Below are 24,184 nucleotides of genomic sequence, written 5' to 3'. Positions count from 1 at the left end.
CGCCGTCGCAGACGAATACAAGATGAACAGACCGCCGGGGGGACGAGCCCTTGACTTCAAGCGCACTTGAACATGAACCATCAGATCAGCTGATCAGGACAGAAGACCACCGGAAGCCGGATTTGTCCGATTCGGCATCCATCCACCAGAGGAGTGTTCCGTGACCCAGCTCGGCGATAAAAGCGCTGGCCCGATGTCAGAGTCGGTCGATACGGTTACCCGCATGACAACTGCCACGGGGGCCACCGACCTGGCGATCGAAGCCATCGACCTGGTCAAAGAATTCGACGGCGTCCGCGCTGTCGACGGAGTTAGTTTTTCAGTTCCACCGGGGTCCGTCCTGGGACTGCTCGGGCCCAACGGCGCGGGCAAGACCACCACGGTCCGCATGATGACAACACTGAGTCAGCCGACGTCGGGCACTGCTCGCATCGCCGGATATGACGTACGGGAGAACCCGGATCTCGTCCGCAGCAACATGGGCCTCACCGGACAGGCTGCGACGGTCGACGAATTGCTCACCGGCCGCGAGAACCTGTGGATGATCGGCAGCCTCTACGGGCTTCCCCGCAAGGACGTACGCCGGTCCGGCGACCAACTGCTCGAGCAGTTCTCGCTGACCGACGCCGCGGACCGCGTGGTCAAGACCTACTCGGGAGGTATGCGCCGCCGGCTCGACCTCGCGGTCAGCCTCCTGGCCTCGCCGCCGGTGCTCTTCCTGGACGAGCCCACCACCGGCCTCGACCCGCGCAGCCGCCAGGAACTCTGGGACGTACTGCGATCGCTGGTGAACGACGGAACCACACTGCTGCTCACCACGCAGTATCTCGAAGAGGCCGACCAGCTCGCCGACGACATCGTTGTCATCGACCGAGGCAAGATCATCGCCGCCGGCACGCCACTACAACTCAAGGAACAAGCCGGACAGGCCAGTCTGGTCATCACGGTCTCGCATGCCGACGATCTCGAAGAAGCCACCCGGTTGCTGCGCGAGAACAGCGGCGAGGTGTTCGTCGAGGAGTCCGCACGGCAGCTCACCGCGAGCGCCGATGGACTCGCCGACCTGACCCGGATCGCCGGGATCTTCGAACGCAGTGAGATCGCAGTCGACGACATCGGACTCACCCGCCCGAGCCTGGACGACGTCTTCCTCTCCCTCACCGGACACCGCGCCGAGGACGCCGACAACGAGGAGAACAAGTCATGACCACCACAACTTCACCGGCCGATACCGGCCGCTCCACCCCGAAATCCACTGCAGGCCGGCCTGATCTGGTCCGGGAATCCCTGGTCATGGTGCGGCGCAACCTGTTGCACACCAAGCGCCAGCCGGAGATGCTGTCCGACGTCACGGTGCAGCCGATCATGTTCGTGCTGCTGTTCGCGTACGTGTTCGGTGCGTCGATCAGTCCTGGCTCCGGATTCGACTACAAAGAGTGGCTGTTGCCCGGGATCATGGGCCAGACCATTGCCTTCTCTGCGTTCATCGTCGCGCTCGGTCTCACCAACGATCTGGAGAAGGGCATCATCGACCGCTTCCGGTCGTTGCCGATGGCACGGTCGTCCGTTCTGGTCGGACGTTCGGTTGCCGCGCTGATCCACTCGTCGATCGGCATCGTGGTCATGGCCATCACGGGTCTGCTCATCGGATGGCGCATCCACGAAGGCATCGCCAAGGCCGCGTTGGCTTTTGCTCTGGTGCTCGTGTTCGGGTTCGCCATGATCTGGTTCGGCATCCTGATCGGTTCGGTGATGCGGTCGCCAGAAGCGGTCAACGGCGTGATGTTCACCTTGCTGTTCCCGATCACGTTCTTGTCCAACGCTTTTGTGCCCACAGAGCCCATGCCCACCTGGTTGCGCACCATCGCTGAGTGGAACCCGATCTCGTCACTCGTCCAGGCGATGCGCGAATTGTGGGGCAATGGTCCGGCGGCGCCGGCCGATGCCCCGTGGCCACTTCAGAACCCGGAACTCTCCACGGTGCTGTGGTCGGTGGCACTCACGCTGATCTTCGCGCCGTTCGCGTTGCGCGCTTACCGCAAGCGCACCACGGACTGACAACACCCTGTGAGTACATCGAGCGGGCCGGTCATCCGGCCCGCTCGATTGCGTTTCACAGACTCCGGGACAGAGCCTCGATCGGATCGCTGTAGATCGCATCAAGCGACACCGCGCCGGCGGCCTGCTGCTGCACGGTGGCGCCCGACCGTGACACGCGCACGTCGCGACGTTCGGACACGGAGGTCTCGCGAACAGCTCTGGCCACCACGGGCAGAGTCGAAGGCGCGTCCGTGAACGCCTGCCCGCCCAGTACAACGTGGTCGGGGTTGAAGATGTCGGAGATGAGGCCGACTGCACGGCCGAGTACTTCGGCCCGCTCGGTCAGGATGGCGCGCGCCACGTCGTTGCCTGCGGCAGCGAGCTGGTGCACGTCTTCGACGGTCTCGATGGTCAAGCCCGCAGCAATCGCGGCGTCGACCACACCGGTGTCGCTCACGGTCGGCTCGAGGCGACCGGTGCGGTGGGGGTCGAGGAGTTCGGTGCGGCCCGCGGGGAAATGTCCGATCTCCGGCGGCCCGGCGGTGGGTGTGTACACGCTGCCGCCGACGGTGAAGGCGATACCCACCGTTTCCCGGGCGTAGAAGTAGACGAAGCTGCCGCCTTCTTGACCTGGATCGACGAGCAATTCCGCCTGGGGGTTGAGCAGGAGTTCCGCGGCAGCCATCGCCTCGACGTGCGAGGCCACCGAGATGGGCAGACCGATCACCGATGCCAGGACCTCGCCGACGGGCGCGGACTGCCAGTTCAACCGGGAATGGCTCACACGTCCGCCGTTGTCGACCCGGCCGGCCAGCGCCACCCCGGCCCAGAGCACGCGCTTGTTCTGCCAGCGAGAGAGGAAACGTTTCGCGCTCAACCCGATCGACGTCAGGGTCTGCTCGGGGGTGTCGGCAGCCGGGGTCGGGATCTGGATGGCGCCCACCACGCGGTGGAACAGGTCGTGGGTGGTGATCGAGGTGACCTTGAGACCGATGTGGATGCCCACCGTCAGGTATTCGGCGGTGTTCAGCTCGAACGGGAGGCGGGGACGTCCGATTGCGCCTGCGGGTGCCAGGTCGGCGCGCTCGCGCAGTAGGCCGGCCTTCAGCAGCGCGCTGACCTGACGGTTCACCGTCGAGATACTCAAACCCGATGCGGCCGATGCCGCGTCGCGGAACACGGGGCCGTGCAGCCGGGCCGCTCGCAGGACAACTGCCGCCGGTTTGGTCGACAGATGAAGCTGAGGCGTCGCGACGTGGATACCGGCGCGGGTTCCGCCGAACTTGGCGGGCGCCGGCTTCTGGCCGGGCGCGGGCTGCGGATGAGCGGGCCGAGCAGGCGAACCGATCCGCGATCCGGCCGGGCCGCCCTGTCGAACTCCACTGCGCTGCGTCTCCGGGGCATTGGGTCGAGCTCCGCTGCGCTGCGTCTCCGGGCCACTCGGTCGAGCAGACGGGCGAACAGGTGTTGCTATGCGGTGGTCAAGTGTTGCAGTCATCGAAGGTCCTCATCGAGTTGTCGCCTCCAGGACCAACGATGGCCGGGGCGGGGAGATGTCTGAAGGAAATGCCGCGAGCGCGGCGGTTCGGGTCAGGACATTCGACAACAGAGGACACGAGCGAAAGGCAGACGACATCCCAGCGCGGTGGTCACATAGGTGACCTCCGGGATGTGGTGGCCGTTGCTCGTCATGAAGGTCAAAGTAGCAGCGGCGCCGACACCTGTCCAACGGACCGGGGTCGTGGACGTGACGATGTGAACGCAGGTCGACACCGCGCTCACCGGCGAGAATAGCCCCGCGGCAGCGGCGATCGCCGACTTGGAATCACACCGATCCGAACCCTGGGATCGCCGCGTCGACGCCGCCCACACTGTGTTCGAAACTCCGGGCTTTTGCGTCGTCGACCACGGGTCGATCCAGACGAATCGCCAGACAAACAGAAAGGCGTCCTCCGTGTCCCTGCATTTCCACTGGTTCCTGCCGACGTATGGCGACTCACGGAATCTGATGGCGGGTGGTCACGGTTCTGACATGTCCGGAGACCGGCCCGCCGACCTGCGTTATCTCAATCAGCTCGCCGGCGCCGCCGAGGTCAACGGATTCGAAGCGGTCCTCACGCCTACCGGCTTGTGGTGCGAGGACGCGTGGTTGTCCACCGCGATGCTGCTGGACACCACCGACACCCTCAAGTTCCTCGTCGCCCTGCGACCGGGCCTGACCAGCCCGACCCTGTCGGCACAGATGTCGGCGACCTATCAGTGGCAGTCGAAGGGACGGCTCCTGCTCAACGTGGTCACCGGAGGTGAATCGTCGGAACAGCGCGCTTTCGGCGACTTCCTGTCCAAGGAGGCCCGGTACGAGCGGTGCGGCGAGTACCTCGACATCATCCGGCAGTTGTGGACCTCCGACGGCCCGGTGGACTTCACCGGTAAGCATCTGCGGGTCGAGGGCGCTCACCTGGCCCGTAAGCCCGATCCGCTTCCGCCGGTGTTCTTCGGTGGTTCCTCCCCGGCAGCGGGAACCGTCGCCTCCAAGTACGCCGACACCTACCTGACCTGGGGTGAGAAGCCGGACGCCGTCGCCGAGAAGCTCAACTGGATCCGCAGGCTCGCCGCGGACGAGGGTCGTGAACTCTCCTACGGCATCCGGCTGCACGTGATCTCGCGGGACACCGCGGAACAGGCGTGGGCCGAAGCCGACCGGCTTCTCGGTGCACTCGACCCTCAGGTGGTCGCCGGAGCCCAGCAGAACCTCGCCCGCTCAGAATCAGAAGGGCAACGGCGCATGCTCGAACTGCACGGCGGAGGCGCCGCGTTCAGCAGCGGTACCGATGCCCGTTCGCTGGAGATCTATCCGAACCTGTGGACCGGCGTCGGGCTTGTCCGAGGCGGAGCCGGCACGGCGCTGGTCGGCTCGCACGATGAGGTGGCCGACCGCATCGCGGAGTACGCGGCTCTGGGGCTCGATCACTTCATCCTGTCCGGCTACCCCCACGTGGAAGAGGCCTACCACTTCGGAGAGGGCGTGCGCCCGAGGCTCATCCGGCGCGGCCTGCTCAGTGCCGATGACCGGGTATCCGAGCCTGTCCGGGGGGCTTTCCTGCCGTCGTTGTCCCCGGCCGGCGCGTCCTGACGGGCTGCGCTTTCACACAGCCCGCCTTCGCCTAACCCGCCTTCACCGAATCCGATTGTCCCCTCCCGCAGAACCATTGGAGCAAACCGTGAGCACCGAGAGCATCGCCGATCAGATCAAGTTCGCCTACTGGGTCCCCAACGTCAGTGGCGGCCTGGTGACAAGTGACATCGAACAGCGGACGAGCTGGGACTTCGAGTACAACAAGAAGCTGGCCCAGACCGCCGAGAACAACGGCTTCGAGTACGCACTGTCGCAGGTTCGGTACATGGCGTCCTACGGCGCCGAGTTCCAGCACGAATCAACAGCTTTCAGCCTTGCACTGTTGGGGGCCACCGAGAAGCTCAAGGTCATCGCCGCCATCCATCCCGGCCTGTGGCACCCGGCGGTGCTGGCCAAGTTCGGGGCCACCGCCGACCATTTGTCGGGCGGCCGGTTCGCCATCAACGTCGTGTCGGGATGGTTCGCCGGAGAGTTCAAGGCGCTGGGTGAGCCCTGGCTCGAGCACGACGAGCGTTACCGGAGAAGTGCCGAGTTCCTCGAGGTCATCCGCAAGATCTGGACCGAGGACAATGTCGACTACGGTGGCGACTTCTACCGGATCCGTGACTTCACCCTCAAGCCCAAGCCACTGAACACACCCGAGCGCCCCAATCCCGAACTGTTCCAGGGAGGTAACTCCACCGCGGCCCGCAGCAATGGCGGACGCTTCGCCGACTGGTACTTTTCCAATGGCAAGGACTTCGACGGTGTCACCGAGCAGATCGACGACCTGCGTGCGGTCGCCAGGGCACACGACCGCGAGGTGAAGTTCGGGCTGAACGGGTTCATCATCGCCCGCGACACCGAGGCCGAGGCCCGGGACACCCTCCGGGAGATCATCGAGAAGGCCAATCGTCCTGCAGTCGAGGGGTTCCGGGATTCGGTGCAACAGGCCGGCGCGTCCACGTCGGACGGCAAGGGGATGTGGGCCGAGTCGAGCTTCGAAGACCTCGTGCAGTACAACGACGGGTTCAAGACCAAGCTGATCGGCACGCCGGAACAGGTCGCCGAGCGGATCGTCGCCTACAAGCGACTCGGCGTCGACCTGGTCCTCGGCGGCTTCCTGCACTTCCAGGAAGAGATCGAGTACTTCGGTGCCAAGGTGCTGCCGCTGGTTCGTGAACTCGAAGCGGCCGATGCGGAAGCCGGCGTCGGCGCATCGTGAGCACCGCGATCGCCTCTCGCATCGACACTGCCGAGCAGGCACTGTCGGTGGCCCACGACCTGGCCGCACATTTCGCCACCGGCGCGGTGGCGCGCGATCGCGACCGCAAACTGCCCTATCGCGAGATCGATCAACTCTCGGCGAGCGGACTGCTGGCGATCACGGTGCCGAGCCGTTTCGGTGGTGCAGATCTACCGCCGAGCATCGTGGCCGAGGTGGTCCGCATCCTTGCCACAGCCGATCCCAACATCGCGCAGATCCCGCACAGCCACTTCGTGTATCTGAATCTGCTTCGCCTGGCCGCTGATCCACCGCAACAGCGCGATCTCTTCGAGGCGGTGCTGGGCGGTAGCCGGATCGCGAACGCGCAGTCCGAGCGGGGCGGCAAGACCGTCGCCGACATCACCACCACGGTCAGAGCGGACCGCGGTGTACTTCGTCTTGACGGCTCGAAGTACTACTGCACGGGATCGCTGTACGCCCATACGCTCGCGGTGTTGGCACGGCTCGACGACCCCGACCACAAGACGGGGCTCGAGGACGGCGAGTACGTGGCATTCATTCCCGCCGACGCCGCCGGTGTCCGCATCGTCGATGACTGGAACGGACTCGGCCAACGCACCACGGGCAGCGGCACCATCACGTTCGAAGGTGTGTCCCTGCGCCGCGACCAATTGGTCGCCCGGGCTCGCGCGGTGGGCGCCCCGGCCGGGTACGGTGCGTTCGCCCAGCTGCTGCACGTGGCCATCGACGCCGGCATCGCCCGCGGAGCGCTCTCTGCTGCAACAGAATTCGTCCGCAACCGCAGCCGCCCGTGGTTCGAGGCAAATGTCGATCGTGCCATCGACGATCCGCTGGTGATCCAGCGCGTCGGCGAATTGGCTGTGGAGGTCATCTCCGCCGAGGCAACCCTGAAGAGCGCCGGCGAGGCGGTGGACGCCACGTTCGTCGCCGAGGCCGACGCGACAGCAGAGCGAGCCGCCGCCGCGTCTATTGCGGTGGCGACGGCGAAGATCGTTGCCGACCGGGCTTCCAACGAGGTGTCGAGCGCGCTCTTCGAGGTGTCAGGAACGCGAAGCGCCGCAGCAGATCTCGGTCTGGATCACTTCTGGCGCAACGCGCGTACGCACACCTTGCACGACCCGGCGCGGTGGAAGTATCAGCACATCGGTCGCTCGTTGCTGCACGACACACCACCGCCGCTGCACGGGGTCATCTGACGCTAGGAGCGCCGAACGGGCCTCAGGTGTCGTCGTTCTTGCGGAACGTGACATCGACGTGTTCGAAACCCTTGGCTCGCTGGGCCTTTGCTTGACGGGTGTATGTCTTCCGGTCGCCGTGGGTGAGGTCGACGGCATCGGTGAACGGTGTCAGCAGGGCCCTCGGGTACAGGTGATGCACTCTCACCACGTTGATCTCCGCGGTGAACACCACGGCGATGGAGGTGAGATAGAAGAACGCGAGAAGGCCCAGCACCACGGCGAACACGCTGTTGGTGGTGCTCGCGTTCTTCACCACCTGGGTGACGTACACCGTTCCGAATGTCTGCAACAGCTGCCAGAAGATCGCCATCGCGACCGCGCCCGGCAACACATCGCGATAGCTCACGTCGTTGCTGGTACTGAGACGGTAGGCGATGGTGAACACCGCCGAGTTGATGACCACGGCCAGAAGACCGATGGTCACCCCCTCCAAAGGCCCAAGGAATCCGGGTAATCCGGCGAACGTCGACAACACCGCCGTGCCCACCAACGTCATCGCCAGCACGGTCAGCAGGAGCAGGCTGCGGAACCGGGAGAAAATCGGGTTGGGCCGGTTGTTGCGCGGCACCTGCCACACGGTGTTCATCGCGTTCTGGGCCGCCTGGCCGACACCCGAGGCGCCGTACAGGGCACCGAGGATGCCGATCACGATTCCCGCTGTGCCACCGCTGAGTTCCTGCGGTTCGCCGAGCTGCGGGCCGATCACCGGGAACTGGCCGAGGGCCGAATCTAGTACCTTCGCCTGCCACTCGGGATTGTCGTCGAGCACTATGCCGACGCCGGTGGTCAAGAGCAGCAACAAGGGGAACAGCGCGAGGAACGCGTAGTACGTCATCAGAACGGCGAGATATCCGCCCTGGTCGTCCGCGTATTTGTAGATCACGGCGATGCCGAAACCCAAGACGGGGTGCCGCCTCTGCAGCTTGTCCAAACGCTCGATCATCATGCACCCCAGTCGTTGCCTGGCGCGCCATCGCTTGTTGAGCGCAGCGACAACGCTACCCGAGCCAGGTCACAGCAAGCGGTCGAGCAGCCCTTTCGCGTCGTACGGTGCCCTGACCTTTGCGTCGTTGTCGAAGTAGACGAACACATCGCGGTCCACTGCGCGCGCCCGGAACCGCTCGGCCCACGAATCGAGCGCCTCGTCGGTGTAGCCGCTGGTGTAGAGCTCGGTGTCGCCATGCAGGCGGGCGTAGACGAAGTCGGATGTCACCTCGTCGATCACGGGGAACTTGCCCGCCGAGTCGGCGAGCACCAGCGCCATGTCGAGCTCACGCAACAGGTCGGGCAACTCCGGTGTCATGAAACTCGGATGCCGGACCTCGAGGGCGTGACGGATCGGCCGCTCCGCGTCGGTTGTGGTCCAGGCCCGGTCGGCGATGCGGTCACTGTGTCCAGTGGAGAGTTCGGCTGCTTCGGTGGTGGTGCGCGGCAGCAGATGCGCGAACGCCGTGAGTGCGTCTGCGTCGAACGGCAGATTGGGCGGCAGTTGCCACAGGATCGGTCCGAGTTTGGGTCCGAGTGCCAGCACGCCCGACGCGAAGAAGGTGGCCAGCGGCTGGTCCACGTCGACGAGCCGCTTCATATGGGTGACGAAGCGCGGGCCCTTCACCGAGAACAGAAAGTCGTCGGGCGTCTGCTCCGCCCACTTCAGGTAGCTGGTCGGCCGCTGCAGAGAATAGAAGGACCCGTTGAGTTCAACCGAGTTCAGAACCCGGGAGATGTACTCGAGTTCGCGGCGTTGGGCCAGGCCCTCCGGATAGAAGGTTCTTCGCCATGGCGGATACACCCACCCCGAGGTGCCGACTCGAATCATTCCCCAACCTCTACACGAGCGGCGGCCATCGCTCGACCGGACACCCGAAAACCGCCCAACCTGGCGCAATCGATGGCCTAAGAACCCTGGTTGTTGTCAGACCGCTCCCGTAACCTTTTCCCCATGACTATCGAGGCCGCGGTAGATTCTGACTTCCTGCAAGTCACCGAACCGTACCGACGTGAACTGCTTGCACATTGCTATCGGATGATGGGTTCACATCACGACGCAGAAGACCTTCTCCAGGAGACGTTCATCCGCGCCTGGCGTGGCTACGACCGGTTCGACGGCCGCGCTTCGGTGCGTACGTGGCTCTACAAGATCGCCACCAACACCTGCCTCACCGCTCTCGGGTCCAAGCAGCGCCGGCCGTTGCCCTCGGGACTCGGCGGCGAGTCGTCAGATCCTCAGGGCACTCTCCTCGAGGACCACGAGGTGCCATGGCTCGAGCCGTTTGCCGGGTCCGACGAAACGTTGTCAGAGACCGCGGACCCCGCCACCGTCGTGGGTTCCCGTGAATCCATCCGTCTGGCGTTCATCGCTGCGCTCCAGCATCTCCCCGAGCGCCAACGCGCGATCCTGATCCTCCGTGACGTACTCCAATGGCGCGCCGCCGAGGTCGCCGAGACGTTGGGATTGACCACCGCAACGGTGAACAGCCTGCTCCAGCGCGCTCGAGCCCAGCTCAAAGAGGTTGCGCCGGAGCGCGATTCGGTGGTCGAGCCCGGAGACGCCGCCCAGCGAGAACTCTTGCAGAAGTGGGTCGACGCCTTCGAGGCGTACGACATCGATGCCATCGTCGCGTTGTTCACCGACAAGGCCATCTGGGAGATGCCACCGTTCACCGGCTGGTACCAGGGCCCGGAGGTCATCGGTACGCTCATCGGTTCCAACTGCCCGGCCAAGGCAGCCGGCGACATGGTGCTGCTGCCGGCGGTGGCCAACGGCCAGCCCGCGTTCGGGCTGTACATGATCGACGCCGACGGTGTGCACAGGCCCTTCCAATTGCAGGTCCTGGACATCACCGCCGATGGCGTCGGTCATGTGGTGGCTTTCTTCTCCGACACCATGGAGGCCGACTTCGCCCGGTTCGGACTGCCTGCGGTGCCTCCCGGCCCGTCGGAGTCGGAGAAAGAACCGGGCCAGCCAGAGATGCCGAGCTAGCCCGAAATGCCGTCCTAACCCGATATGGCGGACTGATCCATCCAGGTGACCTCCCACACGTGACCGTCGAGGTCGAGAAAGCTACGTCCGTACATGAACCCGTGATCCTGCGCGTCCATCCACTTGGAGCCACCGATCTCCAGTGCCTTGTCGACGAGTGTGTCCACGGCTTCACGGGATTCGGCGGAGATGGCGATCAGCACCTCACGCTCTTTGCTGGTGTCGGCGATGCCTCCGGTGATGAAGTCCTGGAACCGGGCGGGCGTCATCAGCATGGCAACGGTGAGTTCGTTGATCACCAGGCACAGGGTGTTCTCGTCGCTGAAGGTCTCATTGAACTCGAATCCGAGCTCTCCGAAGAACTTGCGCGTCGCGGGGATGTCGGTGGCGGTTGTGTTGAGGAACAGCATGCGGGACATGATGATGACTCCGATCCAGGGTTGTTTTGTGCATCAAGCGGACACCACAACAGACATCGCCCGCAAGCAAAACTCATCGCCCGTCGAACTTCCGCCTTTCGCCTGATGCACCGGTGCCACTGCGAAGCGCATGATCGGGCGATGCGAACCGGTGGGCTGCTGTGACGGATGGATGGGATGATCTGACGGCTCGGGGCGCCTGGATGCCCGGTGCGGTGCGCGCCGAACTGGAGACCGATCCCCACCCCTTGATCGGCCGGCGGAGCAAACGCGACATCGCGATCGACGTACTGATGATCCTGCTGGCCGCGGCAATCGGTGTTGTTGCCATCAGCCCACGTCTGGACAACATCTCCGGCGTGATCGTGGCCGACCTGGCCGTCGGGGTGGCGGGTTGCGTGGCCATGGTGTGGCGGCGCCGATGGCCGCTGGCCCTGGCAATCGTCGCGACGGTCGCCTCCGGATTCACCTCGGCCATCGGCGGAGTCGCTCTGCTGGCGGTGTTCTCGCTCGCCGTCCACAAGCCGATGCGATACGCGGTCTCGGTGGCCCTGGCCAGCTTTGTTGCGGCCCTGACAAACCGCTGGCTGTACCCGGAAGGGCAGGAGTCGCTGCTCGCCGTGCTCGTGTTCTGGGCGCTGATGGCTGCGGTGGCTGTCGGGTGGGGAACCATGGTCCGCAACCGTCGGCAGCTGTTGATCTCGCTGGCCGAGCGTGCGCGAACCGTCGAGGCCGAGCAGCGCGAGCGGATCGCCAATGCTCGGGCCACCGAACGCGAACGGCTCGCGCGGGAGATGCATGATGTGCTCGCCCACCGGATGAGCCTGCTGTCCGTGCATGCCGGCGCGCTCGAGTTCAGGCCCGACGCACCACCGGAAGACATCCGCCGGGCGGCCGGGGTGATCCGCGCCGGCGTCCATCAGATGCTGGTCGACCTGCGTGACGTGATCGCCATGCTTCGTGAGGAGTCCGAGGATTTTGCTCAGCCCACCCGATCGCTGAGCACGTTGCCCACCCTGTTCGGCGAAGCCGAGGAGGCGGGCAGTCAGATCCGCGCGACCATCGACATCTGCGACCTCGACGACGTACCGGGTGTGGTCAGCCGGGCCGCCTATCGAATTGTTCAGGAGGGCTTGACCAATGCGCGTAAACACGCGGGTGCTGTACCGGTGACCGTGCACATCAGCGGCGGACCCGGAGATGGGCTGAGTGTGAGGATTCACCAACCACTGTCGATGGCTGCCAATTCGGCCATCGAACCGATCCCCGGGGCCAAATCGGGTCTTGTCGGCATCAACGAGCGGGTCACGCTCGCCGGCGGCGAGTTGTCGTATGGCGTCGTGGAGCGCAACTTCGTGCTGACCGCTCGCCTGCCATGGGAAGCGGGCAGCCTGTGAGCACCGAGGCCCCATCCCCCATCCGCCTGCTGCTCGTGGACGACGAGTGGCTGGTGCGCGCGGGTCTGCGGACGATGCTGTCGGGGCAGCCGGACATCGACATCGTCGGCGAAGCCGCGGACGGGTCCACGATCACAGCGCTTGCGGCGGAGACCGACGCCAACGTGGTGCTGATGGACATCCGGATGCCGAAGGTCAACGGGCTCGAGGCCACCATCGCGTTGCGCTCGATGGCCGAGCCGCCACAGGTGATCATGTTGACCACCTTCGATACCGACGACCTGGTGTTGCGTTCGCTGCAGGCCGGCGCCAGCGGCTTCCTCCTCAAGGACACCCCACCCGCCGACCTCATCGCATCTCTGCGCAAAGTTGTTGCGGGCGAACCGATCCTGTCACCGTCGATCACCCGCAAGTTGATCGTGCGCTTCACCGACCCCGGCGATCGCCGCACGAAGGCAACAGAACAGTTCGATCTGCTGACCGCCGGCGAGCAGCGCGTGGCCATCGCGGTCGCGCGTGGGATGTCGAACGCCGCGATCGCCGAAGAATTGTTCGTGTCCATCGCCACGGTCAAGAGCCACATCTCGCACATCCTGGAGAAGCTGGCGTTCAACAACAGGGTGCAGATCGCGCTCCTGGTTCACGACGCGTTACCCGGTGAGGTGCTCTGAACTCGACGTCGCGCGTTCGGCCGTCCACAGACACAGGCTTTTCGTCTCGGCGCAGGGGGTTGCAACTCCTGCACCTGAATACAAATCCTGCGAGTTCGTCGCTGCGGCAACTACTTCAAGACGAGTGCGATGGTGTCGACCAAGAGGTCGACCATCTCGTGCAGGGAGTCGGCGCCGAGCGCGCCGGCCATCTCATCGGAACGCATGCTGATCACCGACTCGACAAGCCGGAACGGCAGGTGTCGACGCGGATCTTCGGGGTCACCGAGTACCTCCCCTGCCAACGCGGCGTAGATACGGGCCAGATCTGTTCTCGCCTGGCGGAATTCGGCGAACCGATCGGTGCGCAACTCCGGCAGGAGATACAGGGCGCCGAGGTTCCACCTCGAACCCGCGAGCTGGGCGGCGTCGAATCTGGCGAGCGACTGCAGACGTTCGAGCGCCGGCTCGCCGACGGCCTCTCGTAGCTGCTGCGCCGTGACCAGCGCCCTTGCCACGGTGTTCTGTAGCAACGCCTCGAGGATGTCGTCCTTGGTCTTGAAGTGGTGATAGAGAGAGGCCTGCCGAATCCCGACGGCCTCCGCGATCATCCGGGTGGAGGTTCCGGAGTATCCGCGTGTGGTGAAGAGTTCTCCGGCGGCGTCGAGGATCTCGTCCCGTGCGGTATCCCCACGGCGACGCTGCTCCACCAACCTCGGGCGTCCTGGCCCTGTCGAAACCGAACTCACACAGAGCACCTTACTGTCATCCGCCGCGGCCGATCCGCCGTCGCAGCGCGGCTCGGGAGACGAACGGACCTGACCTGGCAAGTGCGCATTCGGAAACACAGTTGTTGCACTCGTTTGCCTCGGGGTAACAAACCTGTCACTCGACAGAAATAGCGAACGGTTTATCTATCACCTGACAGATAAACCGGGCTCATGGGCCCACTACCAGGAAGATCTCCCATGACCGCAACTGCGCAACCACCTTCGGCACCAGTGAGCGGCGGCGTCACCAAGAACGGCGACTCCGACGATCTCTCCGCGTTCGGTTACACCCAGCAGCTCCATCGTTCGCTGGGAACATTCGCGTCCTTTGCGGCGGGATTTTCCTTCGTCTCCATCCTGACAACCATCTTCCAGCTCTTCGGACTGGGCTTCTCGTTCGGCGGTCCGGCATTCTTCTGGACCTGGCCCGCGGTCTACGTCGGTCAACTCCTGGTGGCTCTGTGTTTCGCCGAGATCGCCGCTCGCTTCCCCATCTCGGGGGCCATCTACCAATGGTCACGCCGTGTGGGCGGCGAGGTGATCGGCTGGTTCGGCGGCTGGTTCATGATCCTCGCGCAGATCGTCACCGCCTCGGCCGCAGCGATTGCGCTGCAGGTGGTGATGCCGTCCATCTGGACCGGCTTCCAGCTCATCGGCTCCGACCCTGCCCTCACCAGCACCAGCGGCGCGTCCAACGCTGTACTGCTCGGCTCGATCCTGCTGGTGATCACCACCATCATCAACTGCATCGGCGTCAACTGGATGAGCCGAGTCAACAGCATCGGTGTCACGTGCGAGATCGTCGGCGTCATCGCCGTGATCCTGGCTCTGTTCACCCATGCCGAGCGCGGCCCCGACGTGGTGTTCGACACCGGCATTCCCGGCGAACAACCCGGGTACGTCTGGGCTTTCATCGTCTCCGGTTTGATGGCCGCCTACGTGATGGTCGGCTTCGGCTCGGCGGGCGAGCTCGCCGAGGAGACCAAGAATCCCCGGCGCGTAGCACCGCGGACCATCCGCTTGGCTTTGACCGTCTCGGCCATCGGCGGTGGGCTCATGCTGCTCGGCGCCCTGATGGCAGCACCGAGTCTCGGTGAAGAACTGGCCGTCGGCGGCCTGCCGTACGTCCTCGACTCCGTGCTCGGATCGTTCTGGGGCAAGGTCCTGCTGTGCGACGTCGTGGTGGCGATCTTCATCTGCACCTTGGCAATTCAGACCGCATGCTCCCGGCTGATGTTCTCGATGGCCCGCGACGACCGGCTTCCCGGATCCCGGATCCTCTCGCACGTCAACCCCAGAACCGGCACCCCGATCGCCCCGTCGATCCTGATCGGTGTTCTCTGCATCGGCGTCCTGGTGGTCAACGTGGGCAACTCGGCAATCTTCGCGACCCTCGCCAGCGTCTGCATCATCCTGATCTACCTCGCCTACCTCTCCGTCACGGGTCCGATGCTGTGGCGACGCCTCAAGGGCTGGCCGCATGGCACCCCCATCGTCGACGCCGAGGGCAAGAAACTGTTCAGCCTGGGCCGGTTCGGGATTCCCATCAACCTCCTCGCAGTCATCTATGGGCTCGCCATGGTCGTGAACCTGGCATGGCCGCGGTCGGAGATCTTCGATCCGGCCGGCGAGATGCCCATCCTGAAATGGGCGGGTCCGATCTGCATCGCGGTGGCCATCCTCCTCGGCATCGCCTGCTTCCCACACGGCAAGAAGCATCCGATGCCCGTGAAGGTCGCCGCACCCGCAGAGCCCATCTGACCCCCGGCCTGGCCGCTGCGATGCGGCTGTCCGCGAACAGCTCTCACCGAAAGGGAACTCCGTCATGACAACGTCCACCGAGTCGACAACCGGTTCGACCGGCACCACTGCTGGCGCCCGTGAACACGCGCGGGCACAGGCCGCCACCATCACCGACTCGATGCCGGTGGTGCCGGCATCGACGTGGACTCCGTTGCCCGACAACGTCGACGCGCAGGACATGACCTGGGCGGAGACTGTTCCCGGCGGGCGTTACACGGTGAAGGTTCTTGCCCGCGGAACACGCCTGCGACTGCGCGATGTGGCCGGCACCGGATGTGCGCACATCCTCCTGTGGCGCGCTGATGCACCCTGGGAGCGGCTCAATGTCGCCGACACGGTCAAGGTGCCGTGGCAGGCTTATCTCGGCGCCGGTCACCCGCTTCTCAGTGATCAGGGTCGTGCACTCGCGACCATCGTCGCCGACACCTCCGGCCATCACGACGCCCTGTGCGGTACCAGCACCCTGGCCGCGAACGTCGCGAAATATGGTGCCGGCGCTGTTCATTCGACGTCGCCGGCCGGTCGCGAGATGTTCACGCTGGCGGCGGCCAAGCACGGTCTGAGCCCCACCGACGTGGTTCCGTCCCTGTCGTTCTTCCACAGCATCGTGGTGGAGGCCGACGGAACACTGACGTCGAAGGGCTCCGCCGGCCGCGACAAGCACGTAGATCTGCTCCTGCATCTCCCGTGCACCGTCGCGATCGTCAACACCGCCCACCCTCTCGACCCGTCTCCCGGTTTCGATGTGGGGCCACTGGAGATCTTGGCGTGGAAGGCGCCGGGCGACCTCGATTCCGCGTTGAACTCCCTGCCCGACACAGACCCGGAGTACCAGCGCGCAGTGCTCAACTCCGAAGACGTATGGGACGCAGCCCACTGGTGATGCCCGCGCTCGCGCACTTCGTACAGCTCTCCCGCACACCCTCTGAAAGGACACCGTGATGACCTCTGCCACAACGGCATCGGCTCGCGACCTCGCCCTCGTCGACGGACAGGTGATCCTCGACCACGAGATCGGCGAACGCGCACCGTGGTCGGGCATCGTCGAAGCCGGCGATGTACTGACCATCGTCGATCTGCACGGGAACCAGGCCGTGGACACTCTGTTCTTCGGCGGCACCGATCACACCATCCGCTACTCCGCCCAAACCACCATCGCCGCGCAGGGCAACATCTTCCTCATCACCGGAACCGTGATCCGCGACCATGATTCGGCCCCGATGATGACCATCGTCGCCGACGAGGTGGGCAACCACGACACCGTCGGCGGTGCGTGCTCACAGGAGTCGAACACTCTTCGCTACGGCCACCACACCAAACATCAGCACGCCTGTGTGGAGAACTTCTTGATCGGTGGGGCGCAACACGGGCTGGGTAAGTCGGACATGGTCGGCAACGTCAATTTCTTCATGAATGTGCCGGTGGATCCCGACGGCTCACTGGGCATCGTCGACGGTTTGTCGGCGCCGGGACGGCGAGTCGCATTGCGCGCCGATGTCGACACCCTGGTGCTGATCTCCAACTGCCCCCAGATCAACAACCCCTGCAACGGATTCGACCCCACCTCGGTGCGGGTCATCGTGACACGACCAGAGGCGTAACAGATGTCGAGCATCTCGGTACTGCGGGCGGGCCCGCAGACCACCATTCAGGATTGGCCGGGCCGTATCCGGTATTGGCAGGTGGGTGTGCCGCCGTCCGGACCCATGGACGATCTGTCGTTCCGGCTCGCGAACATCGCGGTGGGCAACGCAGAAGGAACGCCCGGCCTCGAATGCACCCTGATGGGGCCGCAATTGAGGTTCGACGAGGACACCGTCGTCGCGGTGACCGGTGCACCTGTGCCGGTGACGGCGGCCGGCGAGGTGGTACCGCAGTGGTCACCGATCGAGGTCAAAGCGGGTCAGATCCTCGATGTCGGTGCGGCAGGCGGCGTCGGGATGCGGATGTACATCGCCGTTGCGGGCGGCATCGACGCCGAGCTGTACCTGGAGAGTCGCGCGACGTTCACACTCGGGCGATTCGGCGGGAAAGACGGACGTTCTCTGACCGACGGGGACACGCTGGCTCGGGCGCAGACGTCAGCCGCCGGGTCTCCTCGCCGGATCCTGATCGACGAGAAGCCGGCGTTGACCAACAATTGGCAACTCGCCGTCACCGTCGGACCACACAGCGCTCCTGAGTTCTTCACCCCGGAGGACATCGAGGATCTGTACAACACCGCCTACGAGGTGCATTTCAACTCCGACCGCACCGGTGTCCGCCTGCTCGGACCGCAGCCACGCTGGGCACGAACCGACGGCGGCGAGGCAGGACTTCACCCGTCCAACATCCACGACACCGCCTACTCCGTGGGCGCGCTCGACTTCACCGGTGACACCCCGATCCTGCTCGGTCCCGATGGGCCGAGCCTGGGCGGCTTCGTCTGCCCGGTCACCGTCACCACGGCGGACCGCTGGAAGATGGGTCAGCTCAAACCGGGCGACACCGTCCGGTTCGTACCGGTGCGCGTTGCCTCGGTGGCGAGTTCGGCCGCACTGGGAACGGCTCGGCGCTCGAACATGGTCACCGTTCTGTCGTCCGGTACCGATCTCGACGACGGAGTGCTCGGATCCACCCGAACCGCCGACGGCACCACCGAGGTGACCTATCGCCGAAGCGGCGACGACAACGTCCTCGTCGAATACGGCGACATGACGCTTGATCTCGCGCTCCGAGCACGGGTGCATGCCCTGGCACAACGGATCGAGGCCGACCGGCCCGCCGGACTCGTCTCGCTCACTCCCGGCATCCGGTCACTTCAGGTCAAGGTCGACGCCACCGTGATGCGGCAATCGGTACTGCTCGACTGGCTCATCGAATGCGAAGCCCAGCTACCCTCGGCGTCCGAGCTGGTGGTGCCGAGCCGCACGGTCCACATGCCCTTGTCGTGGGACGATCCGGCGACCCGCGAGGCGATCGAGCGGTACATGCTGGGCGTTCGCTCCGACGCGCCCTGGTGCCCGTGGAACATCGAGTTCATCCGGAGGATGAACGGGCTCAGCTCCGTCGACGACGTGTACCGCATTGTCTACGACGCCGAGTATCTCGTGCTCGGCCTGGGCGATGTGTATCTCGGTGCCCCCGTTGCCGTTCCACTCGATCCACGACACCGTCTGATCACCACCAAGTACAACCCGGCTCGCACCTGGACCCCGGAGAACGCGGTCGGCATCGGCGGCGCCTACATGTGCATCTACGGCATGGAGGGCCCCGGCGGTTACCAGTTCGTCGGCCGCACCACCCAGGTGTGGAACCATCGGCACCCACTCGAGGCAGCAGGGTTCGAGCCCGAGCACCCATGGCTGTTGCGGTTCTTCGACAAGATCAGCTGGTACCCCGTCAGTGCCGACGAGCTGCTCGATCTGCGGGCCGACATGGCCGCCGGCCGAGGACATGTGGAGATCACCGACGGCACGTTCTCACTGGCCGAGCATCAGCAGTTCCTCACCGACAACGCCGACGACATCAAGGTCGAGCGGACAGCGATGGAGACGGCGCGCGCCGAGGAGCGCAAGCGTTGGTCCGACGGCGGCGAGTTCGCCACGAAGACAGGAAAAGTCGCGTGACACGCATAGCCGACATCTACGCCCAGATCGCCGCGGCCGATCGGCCGGAGGTGTTCATCACCTTGCGCGATCAGGCTGACGTCGAAACAGAACATGCTGCCTCCATCGCTGCGGGAGGCGCATTGGCCGGGGTGGTGCTTGCGGTCAAGGACAACGTCGATGTCGCCGGGCTGCCGACGACCGCCGCCTGTCCGGGCTATGAGTACCGACCTGAACAGGATGCCGCATCGGTCGCCGCCCTTCGCGCCGCCGGAGCGGTGGTCATCGGCAAGACCAACCTCGACCAGTTCGCGACCGGTCTGGTCGGCACGCGCAGTCCCTATGGAGCCGTGCGTGATTCACGCAGACCCGACCACATATCCGGGGGCTCGAGCTCGGGCTCGGCCGTGGCTGTTGCACTGGGGTTCGTCGACATCGCGATCGGCACCGACACCGCCGGATCGGGACGGGTGCCCGCCGGCCTGCAGGGCATCGTCGGCATCAAGCCCACCATCGGAGTGGTCAGCACCGCGGGTGTGGTGCCGGCCTGCGCCAGCTATGACTGTGTGACCATCCTCGCCGCGGATCTGGACCTCGCCAATCGCGCGATGGGGGTGATGGCCGGAGGTGCTGCGTGGCCGGCGTCAACGCATTTCGCTGCTCCCGACAGCCCAGTCGTCGCCGTGCCGGCCACGCTGCCCGCTCTCGATGCACGGTGGCAGGAGGCCTTCCACACCGCGGTGGAACACGCCGAGAACGCGGGTGTGCGGATCAAGCGAATCGATCTGTCGGACTTCCTGGCGGCGGCCAAGCTCTTGTACGAAGGCGCCCTGGTCGCCGAGCGTTTTGACGCGGTGGGCGAATTCATCTCAGTGGCATCTTCTTCCGACCTCGTGGACCCGACGGTCGCTGCGATCATCGGCCCGGCCGACCGGTTCAGCGCCACCGACCTGTTGTCGGATCGCCGCCGCGTACAGGCTCTGGGCGAGCGCGCCATGTCGGTGCTGGGCGACGCGACCGCACTGCTGATCCCGACTGCCCCGATGCATCCGACGCTGGCCGAGGTGGAGGCCGATCCCGTCGGCGTCAACGCGACGATGGGGACCTACACCAACTTCTGCAACCTGTTCGACCTCTGCGCGGTGTCCGTCCCGGCGGGCGAGGTCATCGAAAGCGATGGCTCGGCAGCACAATTCGGCGTCACAGTGGTGGGCCGGGCCTACGATGACGCAGTGGTGCTCGACATCGCCGGCCGGATCGGCACGGGATCGCCTACAACAGCCCCTTCCTGGCCCGAACGGGCGGGCGCCAAGGCCACCGAGGTGTTCGTGGTGGGCGCGCATCTGCGCGGTCAGCCACTGATGGGTCAGCTCACCGACAAAGGTGCGCGTTGGGCCGGATACGCCGCGACAGCGGAGGCGTACCGGCTCGTCGCCCTCGACACCGAGCCCGCAAAGCCGGGGCTCGTCCGCGATGAGTTGGCCGGCACATCCATTCGCGGTGAGCTGTGGGCTCTCTCGCCGGCAGCACTCGGCGAGTTCCTCGGTGAACTCCCGTCGCCGATGATGCTGGGGCCGGTCCAACTCTCGGACGGTCGCTGGACCGTGGGCTTCGGGTGCGACCACCAGTCAGTGGGTGAGGCCGAACCACTGACCGCCACCCATTGGCTCGAACGCTAGGGGTTCGCTTCCGCCGGACCTTGACGCAGTTCTGAGATCACCCGGCCGAACGCGTCCAGATCTGCCGACGACGGCTCGATCGGCGTCAGGTAGGTGATCCCGAATTGCTCTCGCAGTTGCCGGATGCGGGTGACCACCTCGTCGTGAGACCCGTGCAGCGCGTTGGGTTGGCGCAGCAGTTCGCCATCGGTGGCATCGCGGTTGTGGTGACGCAACGTGTCGACGTCGGGCTCTCGGTCGATGGCGAGGTCGAAGATGATCAGGTTCAGTTCGAGGTCACCGAACCTCGAACCCGCCTGGCGCCGAATGTATTCCACGCGCTCGGCGAGCGCCTCGTCGTCGGCGAGACCCGCAAGGGCAACGATGTCCGCATGGCGGGCAGCGATCGTCAGCACCCGGTTTCCCGTGCCGGCGACCATGATCGGAGGTGGGGTCTGCACCGAGGGCGGCGTGCGAGCCGGATCACCGAGGAGTCGTCTCAGTTCGATCACCATGTCGCGCATGTGGTCGACACGTTGTCCGGGCGACCCGAACGGGATACCCGCTGCTTCGAACTCCGCCTCCACATAGCCAGCGCCGAGTCCGATCTCCACGCGTCCACCCGTCAGCTGGTCGACCCCGGCGATGTCGCGGGCGAGCAGAGCCGGCCGGTAGAAGCCCGCGTTGAGGACGAAATTGCCCACCCGAACGGTCGGTGCGGCAGCTGCGGCCGCGACCAACATGGGGAACGGCGCACCCAGTTCCAGATGGTCAGGAAGCAACACCACGTCCACACCACACCGTTCGGCGTGCCGCACTTGGGCCAGGAACTCATCGGCCGTCCCTCGGGCCAGAAAGTTCACCCCGAACCGGAAGTCTCGAGAACTGCTCATGACTCACCATTAGAGACGATCAACGCACCTCGGCGCGACCGATGCCGGGGTGCGGCCCACCGCACGGCAAGATGATGCCCATGGGTGTCATCTACTTGGTGCGTCACGGTCAGGCCGGTCATGACGAGAACGGTTACGGGAGTCTGACCGATCTCGGGCGCGAGCAGGCACGGAACGTGGGCAAGCATCTCGCGCGGCGCGTGGGCCGGCTCGATTTCGCGGCGTCGGGAAATCTGGCTCGGCAGTTGGAGACAGTGCAGGAGATCGTCGCGCAGTTCAAGGATGGGACTGCTCCCGAGCCCGTCGTGAATGCGGGCTGGAACGAATACGACCTGACTCACCTGACCAGCCGGGACATGCCACCCGTGGGCACGTCGGCCGAGGCCGCCGACGCTCAGCGCGACTTTCAGCGCGACCTCGACAAGGCGCTGCTGGCCTGGGCTGCCGACGGCCACAGCACGGGGGCCGGTTCGTATGCCGAATACCGCGAGTCGATCCGCGAGGCACTCAAGGAGATCGCGACGTTCGCGGGCCCTGGTCAGGTCGCGCTCGCGGCGTCCTCGGCGGGCACCATCGCGGCCGTCGTCGCGGAGTTGTGGGGTGTGGACTCGCAGACTTGGCCCGTCATCGCCCGCACCATGGTCAACGCGTCGATCACCAAGCTCATCGTGGGCAGCACCGGTATCAACGTTTTGTCGGTGAATGATCACGCACACGCCGATACTCCTGATGATCAGGGGAAACGGCCGCTCGTCACCATGCGTTAGAACACCTTCGCGTTTGAGATCTCTCGACCTGGGCATTCCGTCGTCAGTAACTCTTGAACCGAGACGATCACGGTCTCGGGACGAACCCGAATCCCAACCATCGGAGCGCTCATGCAGCCCGCCACCAGTTCGACACCCAGCGCTCTGGTCACCGGCGCCACCGGCTACATCGGCGGCCGCCTTGCACCACGCCTGATCGAACGTGGCCACGATGTGCGGGTCCTGGCACGGACCCCGGACAAGTTGAAGGGCGCTCCCTGGATCGGCAGCGCGAAGGTGATCAAGGGCGACCTCAGCGACAAAGCGTCGCTGGAGAATGCCTTCACCGACGTCGACGTGGTCTACCACCTCGTGCACTCGATGGGTAACTCCAAGGACTTCAGCGCTGAGGAGCGCCGTTCGGCGGAGAACGTCGCCGAGGCCGCACGCAAGGCGGGGGTGTCCCGGATCGTCTATCTCTCCGGGCTGCATCCCTCCGGTGTCCAACTGTCCGAGCACCTGAGTTCACGCACCGAGGTCGGCGAGGTTCTGATGTCTTCGGGCATCGAGACCATCGTGTTGCAGGCGGGCGTGGTGATCGGTTCGGGCTCGGCGTCATTCGAGATGATCCGGCACCTCACCGAGCGTCTTCCGGTGATGACCACCCCCAAGTGGGTGCACAACAAGATCCAGCCGATTGCCGTCAGGGACGTGATGCACTACCTGATGGAGGCCGCCACCGCGAAGGTTCCCGAATCGCGCACATGGGACATCGGCGGTCCCGACGTTCTCGAGTACGGCGACATGATGCAGATCTACGCCGAGGTCGCAGGTCTCGCGAAGCGACGGATGATCGTGCTCCCCTTCCTCACACCGTCATTGGCGAGCAACTGGGTCGGGACGGTCACCCCGATCCCCGGCGGACTCGCCAGGCCACTGGTCGAGTCGCTCGAGCACGACGCGATCGTCTCCGAACACGACATCAACGACGTCATCGCACCTCCGGCCGACGGGTTGACCCCGTACCGCACCTCAGTCGAATTAGCTCTGGCCCGGGTGGGTCGCGGCGATGTGGAGACACCGTGGTCGAACGCGTCGCCCGCATGTGCCCCATCCGAACCGATTCCCTCAGATCCCAAGTGGGCCGGTGAAGAGGCGTACGTCGATGCCCACACCAGCCACACCGTCGCGACTGCGGCAGCTGTGTGGAAGGCGATCGAAGGGCTGGGCTCCGAAAAGGGTTGGTACGGAACGGCGCCGGCCTGGAAATTGCGCGCCCGAATCGACAAGGCCGTCGGTGGACCCGGATCGTCCGGCAGCCCGAGCCGGCAGGGCACGCCGGCCGCCGGCGACGACCTCGAATGGTGGCGCGTGGAGACAGTGGAGCCCGAACACACGTTGCGGCTACGGTCACAGATGCGGTCACCCGGTACTTCGTGGCTCGAGTTCCGTATCACCGCAACCGAATCCGGTAGTGAACTCGAACTGCGCACGGTCTTCTATCCGCGTGGCATCGTGGGACGTGTCTATTGGTATGCCCACTTGCCTGCTCATCGCGCGGTGTACCGCACGATGATGAGGAACATCCTGCGCGAGGCCGAAAGATCAGTCTGATCTGACTTACGATCGGATCCGGAGG

General features: G+C 65.2%; 21 protein-coding genes. 15 read left to right on the top strand and 6 right to left on the bottom strand.

Features of this window, described 5'->3' with window-relative positions:
* Window positions 1-223 precede the first annotated feature (223 nt).
* Together KXR83_RS19585 and KXR83_RS19580 are read left to right on the top strand one after the other, a co-directional pair.
* Window positions 224-1,207: a daunorubicin resistance protein DrrA family ABC transporter ATP-binding protein gene (locus tag KXR83_RS19585; RefSeq protein WP_023962413.1), complete on the top strand. Its 984-nt coding sequence runs from the start codon at window positions 224-226 to the stop codon at window positions 1,205-1,207.
* Window positions 1,204-2,058, top strand: coding sequence for an ABC transporter permease (locus tag KXR83_RS19580; protein WP_437426241.1), 855 nt, complete (start codon window positions 1,204-1,206; stop codon window positions 2,056-2,058). The genes KXR83_RS19585 and KXR83_RS19580 overlap by 4 nt, the downstream gene beginning before the upstream one ends.
* Window positions 2,059-2,113: 55 nt before the next feature.
* Here KXR83_RS19580 and KXR83_RS19575 read toward each other — a convergent pair whose 3' ends face one another.
* A complete protein-coding gene (locus tag KXR83_RS19575; protein ID WP_174548728.1) occupies window positions 2,114-3,301 on the bottom strand; it encodes an ROK family protein in 1,188 nt (395 codons plus the stop codon).
* Between the two features lie 693 nt (window positions 3,302-3,994).
* On the opposite strand from KXR83_RS19575, the gene KXR83_RS19570 reads away from it, so the two are divergent.
* The 3 genes from KXR83_RS19570 to KXR83_RS19560 all read left to right on the top strand — a co-directional run bounded on the left by KXR83_RS19570 (window position 3,995) and on the right by KXR83_RS19560 (window position 7,600).
* A complete protein-coding gene (locus KXR83_RS19570) occupies window positions 3,995-5,173 on the top strand; it encodes an LLM class flavin-dependent oxidoreductase (protein WP_437426240.1) in 1,179 nt (392 codons plus the stop codon).
* 88 nt (window positions 5,174-5,261) lie between these two features.
* Window positions 5,262-6,380: a dimethylsulfone monooxygenase SfnG gene (sfnG, locus tag KXR83_RS19565; protein ID WP_437426239.1), complete on the top strand. Its 1,119-nt coding sequence runs from the start codon at window positions 5,262-5,264 to the stop codon at window positions 6,378-6,380.
* Window positions 6,377-7,600 (top strand): SfnB family sulfur acquisition oxidoreductase, encoded by a 1,224-nt coding sequence (locus KXR83_RS19560; protein ID WP_437426238.1) that lies wholly within the window; start codon window positions 6,377-6,379, stop codon window positions 7,598-7,600. Before sfnG ends, KXR83_RS19560 begins: the two co-directional genes overlap by 4 nt.
* 22 nt (window positions 7,601-7,622) lie before the next feature.
* Here KXR83_RS19560 and KXR83_RS19555 read toward each other — a convergent pair whose 3' ends face one another.
* Both KXR83_RS19555 and KXR83_RS19550 read right to left on the bottom strand, forming a co-directional pair.
* Window positions 7,623-8,585 carry a YihY/virulence factor BrkB family protein gene (locus tag KXR83_RS19555; protein ID WP_399510358.1) on the bottom strand — a complete coding sequence of 321 codons (963 nt, stop codon included), beginning with the start codon at window positions 8,583-8,585 and terminating at the stop codon, window positions 7,623-7,625.
* Between the two features lie 69 nt (window positions 8,586-8,654).
* Window positions 8,655-9,458: a DUF72 domain-containing protein gene (locus tag KXR83_RS19550; protein WP_437426237.1), complete on the bottom strand. Its 804-nt coding sequence runs from the start codon at window positions 9,456-9,458 to the stop codon at window positions 8,655-8,657.
* 123 nt (window positions 9,459-9,581) lie between these two features.
* On the opposite strand from KXR83_RS19550, the gene KXR83_RS19545 reads away from it, so the two are divergent.
* Window positions 9,582-10,622: a sigma-70 family RNA polymerase sigma factor gene (locus KXR83_RS19545; protein ID WP_317712313.1), complete on the top strand. Its 1,041-nt coding sequence runs from the start codon at window positions 9,582-9,584 to the stop codon at window positions 10,620-10,622.
* 14 nt (window positions 10,623-10,636) lie between these two features.
* Here the strand turns inward: KXR83_RS19545 and KXR83_RS19540 are convergent, their stop codons facing one another.
* Window positions 10,637-11,041, bottom strand: a complete 405-nt coding sequence (locus KXR83_RS19540) for a VOC family protein (protein WP_062796745.1) — start codon at window positions 11,039-11,041, stop codon at window positions 10,637-10,639.
* 161 nt (window positions 11,042-11,202) lie between these two features.
* Here KXR83_RS19540 and KXR83_RS19535 point away from each other — a divergent pair, with 161 nt between their 5' ends.
* Complete coding sequence (locus KXR83_RS19535; protein ID WP_317712315.1) at window positions 11,203-12,438, top strand: sensor histidine kinase; 1,236 nt, start codon at window positions 11,203-11,205, stop codon at window positions 12,436-12,438.
* Entirely contained in the window at window positions 12,435-13,109 is a 675-nt protein-coding gene (locus KXR83_RS19530) for a response regulator (protein ID WP_437426236.1), read from the top strand. The genes KXR83_RS19535 and KXR83_RS19530 overlap by 4 nt, the downstream gene beginning before the upstream one ends.
* Window positions 13,110-13,219: 110 nt before the next feature.
* Here the strand turns inward: KXR83_RS19530 and KXR83_RS19525 are convergent, their stop codons facing one another.
* Window positions 13,220-13,837, bottom strand: coding sequence for a TetR/AcrR family transcriptional regulator (locus KXR83_RS19525; protein ID WP_437426235.1), 618 nt, complete (start codon window positions 13,835-13,837; stop codon window positions 13,220-13,222).
* A 219-nt stretch (window positions 13,838-14,056) separates the two neighbouring features.
* Here KXR83_RS19525 and KXR83_RS19520 point away from each other — a divergent pair, with 219 nt between their 5' ends.
* From KXR83_RS19520 to atzF, 5 genes are all read left to right on the top strand, one after another.
* Complete coding sequence (locus tag KXR83_RS19520) at window positions 14,057-15,619, top strand: amino acid permease (protein WP_437426234.1); 1,563 nt, start codon at window positions 14,057-14,059, stop codon at window positions 15,617-15,619.
* Window positions 15,620-15,683: 64 nt separating this feature from the next.
* A complete protein-coding gene (locus KXR83_RS19515; protein WP_437426233.1) occupies window positions 15,684-16,544 on the top strand; it encodes an urea amidolyase associated protein UAAP1 in 861 nt (286 codons plus the stop codon).
* 58 nt (window positions 16,545-16,602) lie between these two features.
* Window positions 16,603-17,262 (top strand): urea amidolyase associated protein UAAP2, encoded by a 660-nt coding sequence (locus KXR83_RS19510; protein WP_437426232.1) that lies wholly within the window; start codon window positions 16,603-16,605, stop codon window positions 17,260-17,262.
* A 3-nt stretch (window positions 17,263-17,265) separates the two neighbouring features.
* Complete coding sequence (locus KXR83_RS19505) at window positions 17,266-19,269, top strand: 5-oxoprolinase/urea amidolyase family protein (RefSeq protein WP_437426231.1); 2,004 nt, start codon at window positions 17,266-17,268, stop codon at window positions 19,267-19,269.
* The gene (atzF, locus tag KXR83_RS19500; RefSeq protein ID WP_437426230.1) at window positions 19,266-20,927 is read left to right on the top strand and encodes an allophanate hydrolase; all 1,662 of its coding nucleotides are present in this window, start codon (window positions 19,266-19,268) and stop codon (window positions 20,925-20,927) included. Before KXR83_RS19505 ends, atzF begins: the two co-directional genes overlap by 4 nt.
* Here atzF and KXR83_RS19495 read toward each other — a convergent pair.
* Window positions 20,924-21,799 (bottom strand): TIGR03621 family F420-dependent LLM class oxidoreductase, encoded by an 876-nt coding sequence (locus tag KXR83_RS19495; protein WP_437426229.1) that lies wholly within the window; start codon window positions 21,797-21,799, stop codon window positions 20,924-20,926. The two genes, atzF and KXR83_RS19495, sit on opposite strands and share 4 nt — an antisense overlap.
* 80 nt (window positions 21,800-21,879) lie before the next feature.
* Between KXR83_RS19495 and KXR83_RS19490 the strand changes: the two genes are divergently transcribed.
* Together KXR83_RS19490 and KXR83_RS19485 are read left to right on the top strand one after the other, a co-directional pair.
* Complete coding sequence (locus KXR83_RS19490) at window positions 21,880-22,566, top strand: histidine phosphatase family protein (RefSeq protein ID WP_437426228.1); 687 nt, start codon at window positions 21,880-21,882, stop codon at window positions 22,564-22,566.
* Window positions 22,567-22,677: 111 nt separating this feature from the next.
* Window positions 22,678-24,159 (top strand): SDR family oxidoreductase, encoded by a 1,482-nt coding sequence (locus KXR83_RS19485; protein WP_437426227.1) that lies wholly within the window; start codon window positions 22,678-22,680, stop codon window positions 24,157-24,159.
* The last annotated feature ends 25 nt before the right edge of the window (window positions 24,160-24,184 follow it).

The sequence above is a fragment of the Williamsia muralis genome (assembly GCF_051487485.1).
Classification (GTDB): Bacteria; Actinomycetota; Actinomycetes; order Mycobacteriales; family Mycobacteriaceae; genus Williamsia; species Williamsia muralis_B.
Note: the sequence above shows the minus strand (reverse complement) of the source record. Positions and strands in the feature narration are given on the sequence as shown.